This window comes from Enterobacter sp. HMSC16D10, assembly GCF_001807145.1.
Taxonomy (GTDB): Bacteria; Pseudomonadota; Gammaproteobacteria; order Enterobacterales; family Enterobacteriaceae; genus Enterobacter; species Enterobacter roggenkampii.
In genome coordinates, this window is sequence record NZ_KV787883.1 from 52,198 (window position 1) to 68,366 (window position 16,169).

The 16,169-nt window shown below is 55.2% G+C and carries 13 protein-coding genes and 5 tRNA genes; 15 read left to right on the forward strand and 3 right to left on the reverse strand.

Going from position 1 to position 16,169, the window contains the following annotated elements:
* The first annotated feature begins 177 nt into the window (after positions 1-177).
* Positions 178-2,457, forward strand: a complete 2,280-nt coding sequence (locus HMPREF3143_RS13675; RefSeq protein WP_070533383.1) for a molybdopterin guanine dinucleotide-containing S/N-oxide reductase — start codon at positions 178-180, stop codon at positions 2,455-2,457.
* On the opposite strand, the gene HMPREF3143_RS13680 is transcribed toward HMPREF3143_RS13675, so the two are convergent.
* Entirely contained in the window at positions 2,420-2,866 is a 447-nt protein-coding gene (locus HMPREF3143_RS13680) for an N-acetyltransferase (RefSeq protein ID WP_008502764.1), read from the reverse strand. The genes HMPREF3143_RS13675 and HMPREF3143_RS13680 overlap by 38 nt on opposite strands.
* On the reverse strand, positions 2,844-3,425 hold the full coding sequence (gene tag, locus HMPREF3143_RS13685) for a DNA-3-methyladenine glycosylase I (protein ID WP_023617180.1): 582 nt from the start codon (positions 3,423-3,425) through the stop codon (positions 2,844-2,846). The genes HMPREF3143_RS13680 and tag overlap by 23 nt, the downstream gene beginning before the upstream one ends.
* 165 nt (positions 3,426-3,590) lie before the next feature.
* On the opposite strand from tag, the gene HMPREF3143_RS13690 reads away from it, so the two are divergent.
* From HMPREF3143_RS13690 to dppF, 9 genes are all read left to right on the forward strand, one after another.
* Complete coding sequence (locus tag HMPREF3143_RS13690; protein ID WP_021242477.1) at positions 3,591-4,286, forward strand: autotransporter domain-containing protein; 696 nt, start codon at positions 3,591-3,593, stop codon at positions 4,284-4,286.
* A 238-nt stretch (positions 4,287-4,524) separates the two neighbouring features.
* On the forward strand, positions 4,525-5,727 hold the full coding sequence (locus tag HMPREF3143_RS13695; protein WP_008502767.1) for an L-lactate MFS transporter: 1,203 nt from the start codon (positions 4,525-4,527) through the stop codon (positions 5,725-5,727).
* Between the two features lie 257 nt (positions 5,728-5,984).
* Positions 5,985-7,676 carry a kdo(2)-lipid A phosphoethanolamine 7''-transferase gene (eptB, locus tag HMPREF3143_RS13700; protein ID WP_008502768.1) on the forward strand — a complete coding sequence of 564 codons (1,692 nt, stop codon included), beginning with the start codon at positions 5,985-5,987 and terminating at the stop codon, positions 7,674-7,676.
* Positions 7,677-7,767: 91 nt separating this feature from the next.
* A tRNA-Pro gene (locus HMPREF3143_RS13705) sits at positions 7,768-7,844 on the forward strand.
* A gap of 620 nt (positions 7,845-8,464) precedes the next feature.
* A complete protein-coding gene (gene dppA, locus HMPREF3143_RS13710) occupies positions 8,465-10,072 on the forward strand; it encodes a dipeptide ABC transporter periplasmic-binding protein DppA (RefSeq protein ID WP_008502769.1) in 1,608 nt (535 codons plus the stop codon).
* Positions 10,073-10,249: 177 nt separating this feature from the next.
* Positions 10,250-11,269 (forward strand): dipeptide ABC transporter permease DppB, encoded by a 1,020-nt coding sequence (dppB, locus tag HMPREF3143_RS13715; protein ID WP_008502770.1) that lies wholly within the window; start codon positions 10,250-10,252, stop codon positions 11,267-11,269.
* A gap of 9 nt (positions 11,270-11,278) precedes the next feature.
* Positions 11,279-12,181 carry a dipeptide ABC transporter permease DppC gene (gene dppC, locus HMPREF3143_RS13720; RefSeq protein WP_008502771.1) on the forward strand — a complete coding sequence of 301 codons (903 nt, stop codon included), beginning with the start codon at positions 11,279-11,281 and terminating at the stop codon, positions 12,179-12,181.
* A 10-nt stretch (positions 12,182-12,191) separates the two neighbouring features.
* The gene (gene dppD / locus HMPREF3143_RS13725; protein WP_045409064.1) at positions 12,192-13,175 is read left to right on the forward strand and encodes a dipeptide ABC transporter ATP-binding protein; all 984 of its coding nucleotides are present in this window, start codon (positions 12,192-12,194) and stop codon (positions 13,173-13,175) included.
* The gene (dppF, locus tag HMPREF3143_RS13730; RefSeq protein WP_008502773.1) at positions 13,172-14,185 is read left to right on the forward strand and encodes a dipeptide ABC transporter ATP-binding subunit DppF; all 1,014 of its coding nucleotides are present in this window, start codon (positions 13,172-13,174) and stop codon (positions 14,183-14,185) included. Before dppD ends, dppF begins: the two co-directional genes overlap by 4 nt.
* 43 nt (positions 14,186-14,228) lie before the next feature.
* Here dppF and coaA read toward each other — a convergent pair whose 3' ends face one another.
* Positions 14,229-15,179, reverse strand: a complete 951-nt coding sequence (coaA, locus tag HMPREF3143_RS13735) for a type I pantothenate kinase (protein ID WP_021242480.1) — start codon at positions 15,177-15,179, stop codon at positions 14,229-14,231.
* Between the two features lie 317 nt (positions 15,180-15,496).
* On the opposite strand from coaA, the gene HMPREF3143_RS13740 reads away from it, so the two are divergent.
* From HMPREF3143_RS13740 to HMPREF3143_RS24920, 5 genes are all read left to right on the forward strand, one after another.
* A tRNA-Thr gene (locus tag HMPREF3143_RS13740) sits at positions 15,497-15,572 on the forward strand.
* A gap of 8 nt (positions 15,573-15,580) precedes the next feature.
* Positions 15,581-15,665 (forward strand) — tRNA-Tyr (locus HMPREF3143_RS13745).
* Between the two features lie 117 nt (positions 15,666-15,782).
* Positions 15,783-15,857, forward strand: a tRNA-Gly gene (locus tag HMPREF3143_RS13750).
* Positions 15,858-15,863: 6 nt separating this feature from the next.
* A tRNA-Thr gene (locus HMPREF3143_RS13755) sits at positions 15,864-15,939 on the forward strand.
* Positions 15,940-16,057: 118 nt separating this feature from the next.
* Positions 16,058-16,169, forward strand: a 112-nt coding sequence (locus HMPREF3143_RS24920) for a GTP-binding protein (RefSeq protein ID WP_001336758.1), incomplete at its 3' end; no start/stop codon positions are given.

Sequence of the window (16,169 nt, forward strand, 5' to 3'; positions counted from 1 at the left end):
CGAACGTGGCAGTTGATTATGACGTCCAGATACGGAGAAAATTCCGGGTATAACTCTGAAATTTGTGACAAACCATAAACGGTCTCAGCAAGAAGGCCGTAAAACCTGCACGCAACCAGGAGCGCACGCTTGAGCACCTCAACGAAAACCATTCTGACCGCCGCCCACTGGGGGCCAATGCTGGTCGAAACCGATGGCGAAAATGTTCTGTCGTCTCGCGGAGCATTGCCAACACAACATCCCAACTCTTTACAGACCGTCGTTCGCGATCAGGTGCACAGCAAAACACGCGTGCGCTGGCCGATGGTGCGTAAAGGTTTTCTCGCCTCACCTGACAAGCCGCAGGGCATTCGCGGTCAGGATGAGTTTGTTCGCGTGAGCTGGGATGACGCGCTGGCGCTGATCCACACCCAGCACAAGCGCATTCGCGACAGTTACGGTCCGTCGTCCATTTTCGCCGGGTCCTACGGCTGGCGCTCTAACGGGGTGCTGCACAAGGCGTCGACGCTGCTGCAGCGCTATATGAGCCTGGCGGGCGGCTATACCGGTCATCTGGGGGATTACTCCACCGGTGCGGCGCAGGCGATCATGCCGTACGTCGTGGGCGGGAACGAGGTGTACCAGCAGCAGACCAGCTGGCCGCTGGTGCTGGAACATACCGACGTGGTGGTGCTGTGGAGCGCTAACCCTCTTAACACGCTGAAAATTGCCTGGAATGCCAGCGACGAGCAGGGCATTGGCTATTTCGACGCGCTGCGCAAAAGCGGCAAGCGCATCATCTGCATTGACCCGATGCGCTCTGAAACCCTGGATTTCTTCGGCGACAGCGCCGAGTGGATTGCCCCACATATGGGCACCGACGTGGCAATGATGCTGGGTATCGCCCATACCCTGGTGGAAAACGGCTGGCACGATGTCGAATTCCTGACGCGCTGTACCACCGGCTTCGATAAATTCGCCGACTATCTGACGGGTAAAACGGATGGCGTGGCCAAAACGGCTGAGTGGGCGGCAGAGATTTGCGGTGTTTCTGCGAATAAATTCCGCGAACTGGCGGCGTTATTCCATAAAAACACCACGATGTTGATGTCCGGCTGGGGGATGCAGCGCCAGCAGTTTGGCGAGCAGAAACACTGGATGCTGGTGACCCTTGCTGCGATGCTGGGGCAGATCGGTACGCCGGGCGGCGGTTTTGGTCTCTCCTATCACTTTGCCAATGGCGGTAACCCCACGCGTAAAGCGGCGGTGCTGGCGTCTCTGCAAGGTTCGGTGCAGGGCGGCGTGGACGCCGTGGATAAAATCCCGGTGGCGCGTATTGTTGAAGCCCTGGAAAATCCGGGCGGTTTTTATCAGCACAATGGTCTCGACCGCCACTTCCCGGATATTAAATTTATCTGGTGGGCGGGCGGGTCGAACTTCACGCACCATCAGGATACCAACCGCCTGATCCGCGCCTGGCAGAAGCCGGAGCTGGTGGTGATTTCAGAGTGCTTCTGGACCGCCTCGGCGAAACACGCCGATATTGTCCTCCCGGCGACCACCTCGTTTGAGCGTAACGATCTCACCATGACCGGCGACTACAGCAATCAGCATATGGTCCCGATGAAGCGCGTGGTGGCCCCGCGCGATGAGGCGCGTGATGATTTCGACGTGTTTGCTGAACTGAGCGAGCGATGGGAAGCGGGCGGTCGCGCGCGTTTTACCGAGGGAAAAACCGATCTCGAATGGCTGGAAACCTTCTACCAGATTGCCGGACAGCGCGGCGCGGCGCAGGGCGTGACGCTCCCGCCATTTACTGAGTTCTGGGAGGCGAACCAGATCGTCGAAATGCCGGAGAGCGAACAGAACGCGAAGTTTGTTCGTTTTGCCGATTTCCGCCGCGATCCGGATAACTACCCGCTGAAAACCGAGAGCGGCAAGATCGTGCTCTACAGCGAGCGCATCGCCAGCTTTGGCTATGCTGACTGCCCGCCGCATCCCACGTGGCTCGAGCCGGACGAATGGCACGGCAACGCCCGGCCGGATCAGCTGCAGGTGTTATCTGCCCATCCCGCGCACCGTCTGCACAGCCAGCTTAACTATACCTCCCTGCGCGAGCAGTATGCGGTCGCCGGGCGAGAGCCCATCACGCTGAATACCCTTGATGCGAAAGCGCGCGGGATTGCGGACGGCGACGTGGTGCGCGTCTGGAACGCGCGTGGACAGGTGCTGGCAGGGGCGGTGGTGAGCGACGGGATTAAGCCGGGCGTGATCTGCATTCATCAGGGCGCATGGCCTGACCTTGAGCTCGCCGAAGGCGGTATCTGTAAAAACGGGGCGGTTAACGTGCTGACCAAAGATCTCCCCAGCTCGAAGCTGGGGAATGGTTGCGCAGGGAACACGGCGCTGGCCTGGGTCGAGAAATATACGGGTCCCGAGCTTACCTTAACGGCGTTTGATCCGCCTGCCAGCTCATGATCCACGTCGGGTGTTGGGTGTCATCCTGCCAGGCGCTGTCTTCAATGCGAAAGCCCTGAGCATGGTAGAAATTCACCGCCCGGACATTTTTCTGATACACCTCCAGGGTTAAGTGCGGGAAGCGCTGTTGAACATGGTTCAGCAGCGCGCGCCCGATGCCTTTCCCGATGCATGACGGCGCCACAAACAGGGCGCCGACAAACTGAGACTGCATCACGCTGATAAATCCGCAAGGTTCGCCGTCCTGCTCCCAGACCCAGGTTTCAGCGGACGGCAGATAAACGTCCCGCACCATGGCCTCATTCTCTTTCCAGTAATTCGGCGCGATGAACGGATGCGCTTCCGTGGTGCTTTCCAGCCACAGGCTCAGCAGCGGCGCGGTATTTTCATTTTGCCATTTGCGGATCATGATGGCCTCCCGGATGACAGAAGCAGCCGGTAACGTGGTCGTTGACCAGGCCACAGGCCTGCATAAAGGCGTAGCAGATGGTGGAGCCGACAAACTTAAAGCCGCGTTTTTTCAGGGCCTTCGAGAGCGCATCCGAGGCCGGAGTGGCGGCCGGAATTTCCGCGAGCGTGGTCGCCTCCGTGACTTGCGGATCGTTATTCACAAACGCCCAGACAAAATCTGAAAATGATTCGCCGTTTTGTTCCATCGCCAGATAAGCGCGTGCGTTACCGATGATGGCCTGGATCTTGCCGCGATGGCGGATGATGCCGGCATCCTGCACCAGTCGCTCGACGTCCTCATCGGTCATCGCGGCGACGGCGACGGGGTCGAACTGGTGGAAAGCGCTGCGGTAATTTTCGCGTTTTTTCAGTACCGTAATCCATGATAACCCCGCCTGCTGGCCCTCCAGGCAGATCATCTCAAAGAGCTTTTTGCCATCCCTTTCCGGCACGCCCCATTCCCGATCGTGATAGTCGATATAAAGCTGATCCTGGCTTACCCAACCGCAACGTTCCATCCGTCATCTCCCTTATTGATACTGATTTCGCAAAAATTTCGTTCTGACTGGCTTGACGTGTTTACTATAAAGACAATAGTTAATACAGGGCCATATGCTCTCTAAGCTCTTCCTGAATAACGACAAATATCGCCGAATTCGGCTCTCTCTGGGGTCGCGTTGAAGATGATAAAAAAAATCAGTGGTCGCCATGCTGTGTCTGGCCTGGTGGGGATTTCAGCCTGCCTGTTTTTTTGTAATACAGCGTCTGCCTGGCAACAGGAATATATCGTTTCAGACGCCCAAAATAATACGGCGGAACGCTATACATGGGACGCGGATCACCAACCGCGCTATGAGGATATTCTCGCGGAGCGTATTCAGTCTTCGCAAAATGCGCCGGGTCTTGCTCTGAATATACCGTCTGGCAGCACGACAGAGGGGGCGATGAGCGTAGGCTGGAATTTTCCCGTTTCAGCGCGAATTACCACCGGCCCGGTGGTGGCGTGGCGGTACGACGGCACGGCTCCCATGATGATCAACGAGTTTGGTGATAGCGCGTCGACACAGTCAGTTACGGACCCGCTCTGGCATGCCAGCGTCAGCACGCTGGGGTGGCGCGTTAACACCCAGTACGGCGATCTCCGGCCCTGGGCGCAGATCAGCTATAACCAACAGTTTGGTGAAAACCAGTGGAAATCGCAGTTTGGTATGCCGCAAACGCCAGCTCCTGCCCAAAATGGCAGCTGGATGGATGTCACCGTGGGAACGGATATTCCCTTTAATACGCACATGGCGGCCTATGCCTCGCTGGCTCAGGGGGAGCATACCACCACCGGTGAGGAGTTTTTATACACCCTCGGCGTCAGCGCCAATTTCTAGAGTTGTTACTTTTTTAAACGTTACGATAACATCTCGAATACAATACCCACGGGCTTTACAGCGATAGCAGATACTAACATGCTGTCGCTTTATTCCCGTGCCAGGTCGTTCATTCCCGATTCCAGGCATTTCATTCCGTTCCGCCTGCATTTCATGCCGTTTTACCCCAGGCATATTGAGGTTTTGTTTATCGTTGTCCTCAGCGAATTCCCTCAATTTATCTTGCAGGACAACTGCCATGAACACATCAACCTATAACCGCACGCGCTGGCTCACGCTCTTTGGCACCATCGTCACTCAGTTTGCGCTGGGATCGGTCTATACCTGGAGCCTGTTTAACAGTGCGCTTTCTGACAAACTCGGCGCACCGGTCAGCCAGGTCGCGTTCTCCTTTGGTTTGCTGAGCCTGGGTCTGGCGATTTCATCTTCCGTCGCGGGCAAGCTGCAGGAGCGTTTTGGCGTGAAGCGCGTGACCATGGCGTCCGGCATCCTGCTGGGGCTGGGCTTTTTCCTGACCGCGCATTCCAGCAACCTGATGATGCTCTGGCTGAGTGCGGGCGTGCTGGTGGGACTGGCGGACGGCGCGGGCTATCTGCTGACGCTGTCAAACTGCGTGAAGTGGTTCCCGGAACGTAAAGGCTTAATCTCGGCGTTTGCCATTGGTTCTTATGGTTTGGGCAGCCTCGGGTTCAAATTTATCGATGCCCATCTGCTGGCGTCCGTCGGTCTCGAAAAAACCTTCATGATCTGGGGCGCAATCGTGCTGGTGATGATTCTGTTCGGCGCCACGCTGATGAAGGATGCGCCGCAGCAGGAAGTGAAATCCGTGAATGGCGTCGTGGAGAATGATTTCACCCTCGCGCAGTCCATGCGTAAACCGCAGTACTGGATGCTGGCGGTGATGTTCCTGACGGCCTGCATGAGCGGCCTGTATGTCATCGGCGTCGCGAAAGATATCGCGCAGGGGATGGTGAAACTGGATGCTGCCACGGCGGCCAACGCGGTGACCGTCATCTCCATTGCTAACCTCTCCGGTCGTCTGGTCCTCGGTATTCTGTCCGACAAAATCGCCCGCATCCGCGTGATTACGATTGGGCAGGTGGTTTCGCTGGTCGGTATGGCGGCGCTGCTGTTCGCTCCGCTGAATGAAGCCACCTTCTTCGCGGCAATTGCCTGCGTGGCCTTTAACTTCGGCGGCACCATTACCGTCTTCCCGTCACTGGTGAGCGAGTTCTTTGGCCTGAACAATCTGGCGAAAAACTACGGCGTGATCTATCTGGGCTTCGGGATCGGCAGTATCTGCGGCTCGCTGATTGCTTCCCTGTTCGGCGGGTTCTACGTAACCTTCTGCGTGATATTTGCCTTGCTGATTATCTCCCTGGCGCTGTCAACCACGATTCGCCAGCCGCAACGTGAAGTTTTTAAAGAAGTTCATGCATAATCACGACGAGAAAGGCCGGTAATCCGGCCTTTTTATTTTCTTAAACTGGAAATAAAGCGATACGGTCTGTTTTAGGATTTGCTTTTTTGTAAATAACTGTACTGATCACACTCTCTGCTGCCACTTTTCCGCTTCCCTGTGGTCTACTTACCACGCCTGTAGACGTTTCATTGAACGATCCCCTGAGCGTATGTCTAATCTGCCCACTTTTTGATTGAGGTGGGCGGCGGTATTGTCCCTTTTTCCGGGTAGCTTGCATGAAATACATTAAATCGATGGCGCAACAAAAGCTCTGCTTTTTGCTGGCGTTGTACATCGGCCTGTTTATGAACGGCGCAGTTTTTTTCCGTCGGTTTGACGGTTACGCGCATGATTTTACCGTCTGGAAAGGAATTGCAGCGGTTGTCGAATTGGTCGCTGCGGTACTGGTCACCTTCTTTTTATTCCGTATTCTTACCCTGTTTGGCCGTCGCGTGTGGCGAGTGCTGGCAACGTTTATCGTGCTGTGCTCGGCGGGTGCCAGCTATTACATGACTTTTATGAACGTGGTGATTGGCTACGGCATTATTGCCTCGGTGATGACCACGGATATCGACCTCTCTAAAGAGGTTGTAGGGCTCCACTTTATCCTCTGGCTGGTGGCCGTCAGCGCCTTGCCGCTGCTGCTCATCTGGAGCAACCGCTGCCGCTATACCCTTGTTCACCAGATCCGCACGCCAGGAAAGCGATTCAGAAGCGTCGCCGTGGTGCTGCTGGCGGGCCTGATGGTCTGGGGGCCGATTCGTCTGCTGGAGGTGAAGCAGAAGAATGATGAGCGTACCTCCGGCGTGGATATGCCGAGCTACGGTGGCGTGGTTGCCAACTCTTATTTACCGTCTAACTGGATCTCCGCGCTGGGGCTGTATGCGTGGGCGCAGGTGGATGAGTCCTCGGATAATAAGTCGCTGATAAACCCGGCGAAGAAGTTTACCTATGTGGCGCCAAAGGATATCGACGATACCTACGTCGTCTTTATTATCGGAGAGACCACACGCTGGGATCATATGGGCATTCTCGGCTATAACCGTGATACCACGCCTAAACTGGCGCAGGAAAAGAACCTGATTGCCTATCGTGGCTATTCCTGTGATACCGCCACCAAGCTTTCCCTGCGCTGCATGTTTGTGCGCGAGGGCGGGGCGAGCGATAACCCGCAGCGTACGCTAAAAGAGCAAAACGTCTTCTCGGTGCTGCATCAGCTAGGGTTTACCTCCGACCTCTATGCGATGCAGAGTGAGATGTGGTTCTACAGCAACACCATGGCGCAAAACATCTCCTACCGCGAGCAGATTGGCGCAGAGGCGCGCAACCGTGGCAAACCTGTCGATGACATGTTGCTGATTGATGAGATGAAACTCTCACTCAACGGGAACCCTGATGGTAAGCATATGATCATCCTTCATACCAAAGGTTCGCACTTTAACTACACGCAGCGCTATCCGCGCAGCTTTGCCAAATGGACGCCGGAGTGCGTCGGAGTGGATAAAGACTGCACCAAAGCCCAGTTGATTAACTCTTATGACAACTCCGTGATGTATGTGGATCACTTTATTGATTCGGTGATTGACCAGGTTCGCGATAAGAAGGCTATTGTCTTCTATGCGGCGGACCACGGTGAATCTATCAATGAGTTCGAACATCTGCACGGTACACCACGCAAGATGGCACCACCGGAGCAGTTCCGCGTGCCAATGATGGTGTGGATGTCCGATAAGTATCTGGAAGACCCGGAGAAAGCGAAGATGTTTGCCCATCTGAAGAAAGAGGCGGAAATGAAGGTGCCGCGTCGTCACGTTGAGCTGTACGACACCATTATGGGTTGTCTCGGCTACACCTCACCGAACGGTGGGATTAACGAAAACAACAACTGGTGTAAACTCCCTGATAACAGCGCAAAAGCCGCGCAGTAGCTGCTCTGGCGAGAATATCGCCAGTTGAATGGCTTTTTGAAAATAAGGGATTGACGGGGGCGCACCTCAGCAGTAAGATGCGCTCCGCATTCGGCGAGTAGCGCAGCTTGGTAGCGCAACTGGTTTGGGACCAGTGGGTCGGAGGTTCGAATCCTCTCTCGCCGACCACATTCTGAAAAGGGCTAACCGTAAGGTTAGCCCTTTTTGCATTATGGCCTTAGCTCTTCAGAGTAATCAAAACGCCCCTTACCCCCGCTTCTCCCTGCCTGTTAACGATTTTGTGACATAATCCATTGTATTTTTTTATATATAGATTGATCTTTTTTCGCGTTGCTTATGGATAACCTCAGCATTTTTCGCTGTGCGTTTTAACGTTCGCGGTATTTAGTGCTCAGATAATCACCATTCTGCAAGAAAATTTACCCATTCTGAATAAAAGTTAATCACTGATTGTTGCGAAATATGAAGATAGTTGTGCTGCAACATGGCGAGTAGCATAAATTTCCCTGCTGAAAACTGACGCTCATGGTTTTTTTAATCTTTGTTTGCGGTTTCTCACACTCAGCGTAAATCCCCGTCACCTGTATTGACGTTTTCACATTCTGTTGACAGATTGTAGGGCATGAGGGGCATTTCAGGGACGATCTGCGCTGCAACTCAAACGCTCTTCTGAAAGGATTCTCCATCCCTTTAACGCCTTCGGGCACCTCCGACCGGACCGGGTAAAAAATAAATAAAGGTCTGGCGGCGTAACACAACAAAGCAAAACATCACATTGGAGCAGAATAATGAGTATTTCCTTGAAGAAGTCAGGGATGCTGAAGCTTGGTCTGAGCCTGGTGGCTATGACCGTGGCAGCAAGCGTACAGGCAAAAACCCTGGTTTACTGTTCTGAAGGCTCGCCGGAAGGCTTTAACCCACAGCTCTTTACCTCTGGTACGACTTACGACGCAAGCTCTGTACCGATCTATAACCGTCTGGTTGAATTCAAAACCGGCACCACGGAAGTGATTCCGGGTCTGGCCGAGAAGTGGGACGTCAGCGAAGACGGTAAAACCTACACCTTCCACCTGCGCAAGGGCGTGAAGTGGCAGGACAGCAAAGAATTCAAACCAACGCGCGACTTTAACGCCGACGACGTTGTGTTCTCCTTCGACCGTCAGAAAAACGCTCAGAACCCGTACCACAAAGTCTCTGGCGGCAGCTATGAATACTTCGAAGGGATGGGTTTGCCGGATCTGATCTCTGAAGTGAAAAAAGTGGACGATAATACCGTTCAGTTCGTGCTGACGCGTCCGGAAGCACCGTTCCTGGCTGACCTGGCCATGGACTTCGCCTCAATTCTGTCCAAAGAGTACGCGGACAACATGCTGAAAGCCGGTACGCCGGAAAAAGTCGACCTGAACCCAATCGGTACCGGTCCATTCCAGCTGCTGCAGTACCAGAAAGACTCCCGTATTCTGTATAAAGCATTCGAAGGCTACTGGGGCACCAAGCCGAAGATTGATCGTCTGGTCTTCTCCATCACGCCTGATGCGTCAGTACGTTATGCAAAACTGCAGAAAAACGAATGCCAGGTGATGCCATACCCGAACCCGGCTGACATCGCCCGCATGAAGCAGGATAAGAACATCAACCTCCTGGAGCAGGCTGGCCTGAACGTGGGCTATCTCTCCTTCAACACCGAGAAGAAACCGTTTGATGACGTGAAAGTGCGTCAGGCGCTGACCTACGCGGTGAACAAAGAAGCGATTATCAAGGCGGTTTACCAGGGCGCTGGCGTTGCAGCCAAAAACCTGATCCCACCAACCATGTGGGGCTATAACGACGACGTTAAAGATTACTCCTACGATCCTGAGAAAGCGAAAGCGCTGCTGAAAGAAGCGGGCCAGGATAAAGGCTTCACCGTTGAGCTGTGGGCGATGCCGGTACAGCGCCCGTACAACCCGAACGCACGCCGTATGGCAGAAATGGTTCAGGCTGACTGGGCGAAGATTGGCGTACAGGCCAAGATTGTGACCTACGAGTGGGGCGAGTACCTGAAGCGCGCCAAAGCGGGTGAGCACCAGGCAGTGATGATGGGCTGGACCGGTGACAACGGGGATCCGGACAACTTCTTCGCTACCCTGTTCAGCTGTGCTGCAGCGAAAGACGGTTCTAACTACTCTCGCTGGTGCTACAAGCCGTTTGAAGACCTGATCCAGCCGGCGCGTGCGACCGACGATCACAACAAACGTATTGAACTGTACAAGCAGGCGCAGGTTGTTATGCACGATCAGGCTCCGGCGCTGATTGTTGCTCACTCCACCGTGTACGAGCCAGTGCGTAAAGAAGTGAAAGGCTACGTGGTTGATCCACTGGGCAAACACCACTTCGAAAACGTATCGGTTGAATAATTAAAAGCAACGCCAGGCGGCGCTGCGCTTGCACTGGCCTACGGTATGTAGGCCGGGTAAGCGTAGCGCCACCCGGCAGCAGTGCTTAATTCTCTCTCTGAAAGGAGAGGGGATAAGATTTGTGAGCAATACAGACGTCACGCCACTGGTCGTGCGTCATCAGAGAGAATCCGGGTTATGTTGCAGTTCATCCTCCGACGTCTGGGACTTGTTATCCCCACGTTTATCGGTATCACCCTTCTCACTTTTGCCTTCGTCCATATGATCCCCGGCGACCCGGTAATGATTATGGCGGGCGAGCGTGGTATTTCCCCTGAGCGCCATGCACAGCTGCTGGCTGAACTTGGCCTCGATAAGCCAATGTGGCAGCAGTATCTCCACTATATCTGGGGCGTGTTGCACGGTGATTTAGGGATTTCGCTGAAAAGCCGTCTTCCGGTGTGGGACGAGTTCGTGCCGCGTTTTAAAGCGACGCTGGAGCTTGGCGTCTGCGCCATGATTTTCGCCACCGCGGTGGGTATTCCTGTCGGGGTACTGGCTGCCGTTAAGCGTGGCTCTATTTTTGACCACACCGCTGTGGGCCTGGCGCTGACCGGCTACTCCATGCCTATCTTCTGGTGGGGCATGATGCTGATCATGCTGGTCTCGGTGCAGCTTAACCTGACACCGGTCTCCGGGCGCGTCAGCGATATGGTATTCCTGGATGACTCCAACCCGCTCACCGGCTTTATGCTGATTGATACGGCTATCTGGGGCGAAGAGGGCAACTTCATGGATGCCGTCGCGCATATGATCCTGCCTGCCATGGTGCTGGGCACCATTCCTCTGGCGGTGATCGTGCGTATGACCCGTTCATCGATGCTGGAAGTGCTGGGTGAGGATTATATCCGCACCGCGCGCGCCAAGGGCCTGACGCGTATGCGCGTTATCATCGTCCATGCGCTGCGTAACGCCATGCTGCCGGTGGTGACCGTTATCGGTCTCCAGGTGGGGACATTGCTGGCGGGGGCGATCCTGACCGAAACCATCTTCTCCTGGCCGGGCCTGGGCCGCTGGCTGATTGACGCGCTGCAACGCCGTGACTATCCGGTGGTGCAGGGCGGTGTGCTGCTGGTCGCGACGATGATTATCCTCGTCAACCTGCTGGTCGATTTGCTGTACGGCGTGGTGAACCCGCGTATTCGTCATAAGAAGTAAGGGGCCATCATGTCACAGGTTTCTGAAAACAAAGTTGTTGCTGCACCGGTTCCGATGACGCCGATGCAGGAGTTCTGGCACTACTTCAAGCGCAACAAAGGCGCGGTGGTGGGGCTGGTGTATGTCGCTATCATGATCCTGATTGCGGTGTTTGCGAACGTCCTCGCGCCGTATAACCCGGCGGATCAGTTCCGCGATGCGCTGCTCGCCCCGCCTGCCTGGCAGGATGGCGGTAGCCTGGCGCACCTGCTGGGGACCGATGATGTGGGCCGCGATGTGCTGTCGCGTCTGATGTACGGTGCGCGCTTGTCGCTGCTGGTCGGCTGCCTGGTGGTGGTGTTATCCCTGATTATGGGGATCGTACTGGGTCTGGTTGCCGGCTACTTTGGCGGTATCGTTGATAACATCATCATGCGTATCGTCGACATCATGCTGGCGCTGCCAAGCCTGCTGCTGGCCCTGGTGCTGGTGGCGATTTTCGGTCCGTCGATCGGTAACGCCGCCCTGGCGCTGACGTTTGTGGCGCTTCCTCACTATGTGCGTTTAACCCGTGCGGCGGTGCTGGTGGAAGTGAACCGCGATTACGTCACCGCCTCTCGCGTGGCGGGTGCCGGTGCGATGCGCCAGATGTTCGTCAATATCTTCCCTAACTGCCTTGCGCCGCTGATCGTTCAGGCGTCGCTCGGTTTCTCTAACGCCATTCTTGATATGGCCGCTCTTGGCTTCCTGGGCATGGGTGCGCAGCCGCCAACACCGGAGTGGGGCACCATGCTCTCCGACGTGTTGCAGTTCGCACAAAGCGCCTGGTGGGTTGTCACCTTCCCGGGTCTGGCAATCCTGCTGACGGTGCTGGCATTTAACCTGATGGGTGATGGCCTGCGTGATGCGCTTGATCCCAAACTGAAGCAGTAAGAGGCACGAGATGGCGTTATTAAATATAGATAAATTATCGGTGCACTTCGGCGATGAAGGCACCCCGTTTCGCGCCGTGGACCGCATCAGCTATAGCGTAAATCAGGGCGAAGTGGTTGGCATTGTCGGGGAGTCCGGTTCCGGTAAGTCAGTGAGCTCGCTGGCGATCATGGGGCTGATTGATTACCCGGGCCGCGTGATGGCGGAAAACCTGCAGTTCAACGGTCAGGACCTGAAGCGCATTTCTGAGAAACAGCGCCGCCAGCTGGTGGGCGCGGAAGTGGCGATGATTTTCCAGGATCCGATGACCAGCCTGAACCCGTGCTACACCGTCGGTTTCCAGATTATGGAAGCAATCAAGGTGCATCAGGGCGGGAATAAGAAAACGCGTCGTCAGCGGGCGATCGACCTGCTGAACCAGGTGGGCATTCCTGACCCGGCATCGCGTCTGGACGTTTACCCGCACCAGCTTTCAGGCGGGATGAGCCAGCGCGTGATGATCGCCATGGCGATTGCCTGTCGGCCAAAGCTGCTGATTGCGGATGAACCGACGACGGCGCTTGACGTGACCATCCAGGCACAGATCATCGAGCTGCTGCTGGAGCTGCAGCAGAAAGAGAACATGGCGCTGGTGCTGATTACGCACGATCTGGCGCTGGTGGCTGAAGCTGCGCACAAAATCATCGTGATGTATGCCGGCCAGGTGGTCGAGACCGGAAATTCACACGATATCTTCCGCGCGCCGCGTCACCCGTATACCCAGGCGCTTTTACGCGCGCTGCCGGAGTTTGCTCAGGATAAAGCGCGTCTGGCGTCGCTGCCGGGTGTGGTGCCGGGCAAATATGACCGTCCGCAGGGCTGTCTGCTCAATCCGCGCTGTCCGTATGCGACGGACAAATGCCGGGCGGAAGAACCAGAGCTGAACCAGCTGGCTGACGGTCGTCAGTCGAAATGCCACTACCCACTCGATGATGCCGGGAGGCCAACACTATGAGTACGCAACAGGCCACCACGCAACAGCCGCTGTTGCAGGCCATCGACCTGAAAAAATATTACCCGGTGAAGAAGGGGCTGTTTGCCCCTGAACGCCTGGTGAAAGCGCTGGACGGCGTCTCCTTTAACCTCGAACGCGGTAAAACGCTGGCGGTGGTGGGGGAGTCCGGCTGCGGGAAATCCACGCTGGGCCGTCTGCTGACGATGATTGAAGTGCCAACCGGCGGCGAGCTCTATTATCAGGGGCAGGATCTGCTCAAGCACGACCCGCAGGCGCAGAAGCTGCGTCGCCAGAAAATCCAGATTGTGTTCCAGAACCCGTACGGTTCGCTGAACCCGCGTAAAAAGGTGGGGCAGATTCTGGAAGAGCCGCTGCTGATTAACAGCAATCTGAGCAAAGAGCAGCGCCGTGAAAAAGCGCTGGCGATGATGGCGAAGGTCGGCCTCAAAACCGAGCACTATGACCGCTACCCGCACATGTTCTCCGGCGGCCAGCGTCAGCGTATCGCCATCGCACGCGGGCTGATGCTTGACCCGGACGTGGTGATTGCCGATGAGCCGGTGTCGGCGCTCGACGTCTCCGTACGGGCGCAAGTGCTGAACCTGATGATGGATCTCCAGCAGGAGCTGGGGCTCTCTTACGTGTTCATCTCCCACGACCTGTCGGTGGTGGAGCATATTGCCGATGAAGTGATGGTGATGTACCTGGGGCGCTGCGTGGAGAAGGGGACCAAAGACCAGATCTTTAATAACCCTCGTCACCCGTACACCCAGGCGCTGCTGTCTGCGACACCGCGTCTGAACCCGGACGATCGTCGTGAGCGCATAAAGCTGACGGGAGAGCTGCCAAGCCCGCTGAATCCGCCGCCGGGATGTGCATTCAACGCCCGCTGCAGCCGCCGCTTTGGCCCCTGCACCCAGCTACAGCCGCAGTTAAAGGAGTATGGGGGGCAGCTGGTGGCCTGCTTCGCGGTCGATCAGGATGAAAATGGCGAGAAACCACACGCATAACGAAAAAAACCGGCGCTAAGCCGGTTTTTTTATGTCTGCTTTATTATTTCCGCAGGCGAATCTGGTCGACGGCGTGCTTCTCGCTCTTGGTGAGGATCAGGCTCGCACGCTCGCGCGTCGGCAGGATGTTCTCTTTAAGATTCACATAGTTGATCTCATTCCACAGCCCCGTCGCCACATTGATCGCTTCTTCTTCAGAAAGCTGAGCATAGTGGTGGAAATAGGAATCCGGATCGGTGAATGCCCCTTCACGGAACTTCAGGAAGCGGTTGATGTACCAGTTCTGCAGCAGGTCTTCCGGCGCATCGACATAAATAGAGAAATCGACGAAATCCGAGACAAAGACGTGATGCGGATCGTGAGGATAGTCCATGCCGCTTTGCAGCACGTTGAGACCTTCCAGAATGAGAATATCCGGCTGGACCACCGTCTTATCCCCACCCGGGATGCGATCGTAGATCAGGTGCGAATAGACCGGCGCCGTCACGTGAGGCACGCCGGATTTCAGATCGGAGACAAATTTCACCAGACGGTGCATATCATAAGAGAGCGGGAAGCCTTTCTTCTTCATCAGCCCGCGTTCTTTTAATACTTCGTTCGGATGCAGGAAGCCGTCGGTCGTGATCAGCTCCACGCTGCGGTGTTCCGGCCAGCGGCTCAACAGTGCCTGCAGGACGCGTGCGGTGGTGCTTTTACCCACGGCCACGCTGCCTGCGATACTGATGATATAAGGAATGCGTTGACCGTTCGTCCCGAGAAACTGCTCCAGCACCGCCTGACGACGCAGGTTCGAGCTGATATAGAAGTTAAGCAAGCGCGAGAGGGGGAGATAAATTTCTGCCACTTCTTCAAGGGACAGATCTTCGTTTATCCCTTTTAACCGTGCGATTTCACCTTCCGTCAGCGTCATAGGGACGGAATCACGCAGGGCAGCCCACTGGCTGCGGTTAAAGTGAAGATAAGGCGTCATTAACGTTTGCTCTTTTTTGCTCATAAGCATGCTTCAGTGAGCCAGCATGAAACTGCCGGATCGTGGCTCATCACACAGTTAATTTTGGACAATGGGCAGGAGGTTAACACCAGATGACAGGAATAATAAGAAAAAAGATGGAAAGCGCTGCGTTACGCGGAGGCCGTCACGCTACGGTGTTTACAGTGCAAATACCCCTTACATGTTGATTATTTGACCGTGAATGACTACTTTTACAGCGCTCAACACGCTGTTAGCATAAAATGTGAGCGAAAGAACGTTTTATGCAAATTTTTAGTTGCATGACCGCGCAGGTATCCATAGAATGCGCGCTACTTGATGCCGACTTAGCTCAGTAGGTAGAGCAACTGACTTGTAATCAGTAGGTCACCAGTTCGATTCCGGTAGTCGGCACCATCAAGTCCGGTGGGGTTCCCGAGCGGCCAAAGGGAGCAGACTGTAAATCTGCCGTCACAGACTTCGAAGGTTCGAATCCTTCCCCCACCACCACTTTCTGGCAGCGTAAATGCCTCCGGAGCTGGTTGGAAAAATTAGCCAGCTCAAACTGAAAAAGAGAGAAATCTCTTTTTTTGTTACAGAAAGAACTGGGTAGCCGAGTTTCAGGATGCGGGCATCGTATAATGGCTATTACCTCAGCCTTCCAAGCTGATGATGCGGGTTCGATTCCCGCTGCCCGCTCCAATACGTGCTGATATGGCTCAGTTGGTAGAGCGCACCCTTGGTAAGGGTGAGGTCCCCAGTTCGACTCTGGGTATCAGCACCACTTCACTTCTCCTTCCCGTTTCTCTCTGTTTCAATTTTACTGTATTCAACAATTCAGGCATTTCGCCTGGTTGATGTGGTGATATCACCGATTTATCCGTGTCTTAGAGGGACAATCGATGTCTAAAGAAAAGTTTGAACGTACAAAACCGCACGTTAACGTCGGTACTATCGGCCACGTTGACCATGGTAAAACAACGCTGACCGCTGCAATCACTACCGTTCTGGCAA

Bases quoted from the DNA above. Each gene is read 5' to 3' on its own strand.
- dppB (WP_008502770.1), top strand. From the start codon at position 10,250: ATGTTGCAGTTCATCCTCCGACGTCTGGGACTTGTTATCCCCACGTTT.
- dppA (WP_008502769.1), top strand. From the start codon at position 8,465: ATGAGTATTTCCTTGAAGAAGTCAGGGATGCTGAAGCTTGGTCTGAGC.
- tag (WP_023617180.1), bottom strand. From the start codon at position 3,425: ATGGAACGTTGCGGTTGGGTAAGCCAGGATCAGCTTTATATCGACTAT.
- HMPREF3143_RS13695 (WP_008502767.1), top strand. From the start codon at position 4,525: ATGAACACATCAACCTATAACCGCACGCGCTGGCTCACGCTCTTTGGC.
- dppC (WP_008502771.1), top strand. From the start codon at position 11,279: ATGTCACAGGTTTCTGAAAACAAAGTTGTTGCTGCACCGGTTCCGATG.
- coaA (WP_021242480.1), bottom strand. From the start codon at position 15,179: ATGAGCAAAAAAGAGCAAACGTTAATGACGCCTTATCTTCACTTTAAC.
- dppF (WP_008502773.1), top strand. From the start codon at position 13,172: ATGAGTACGCAACAGGCCACCACGCAACAGCCGCTGTTGCAGGCCATC.
- dppD (WP_045409064.1), top strand. From the start codon at position 12,192: ATGGCGTTATTAAATATAGATAAATTATCGGTGCACTTCGGCGATGAA.
- HMPREF3143_RS13690 (WP_021242477.1), top strand. From the start codon at position 3,591: ATGATAAAAAAAATCAGTGGTCGCCATGCTGTGTCTGGCCTGGTGGGG.
- eptB (WP_008502768.1), top strand. From the start codon at position 5,985: ATGAAATACATTAAATCGATGGCGCAACAAAAGCTCTGCTTTTTGCTG.
- HMPREF3143_RS13680 (WP_008502764.1), bottom strand. From the start codon at position 2,866: ATGATCCGCAAATGGCAAAATGAAAATACCGCGCCGCTGCTGAGCCTG.
- HMPREF3143_RS13675 (WP_070533383.1), top strand. From the start codon at position 178: ATGCTGGTCGAAACCGATGGCGAAAATGTTCTGTCGTCTCGCGGAGCA.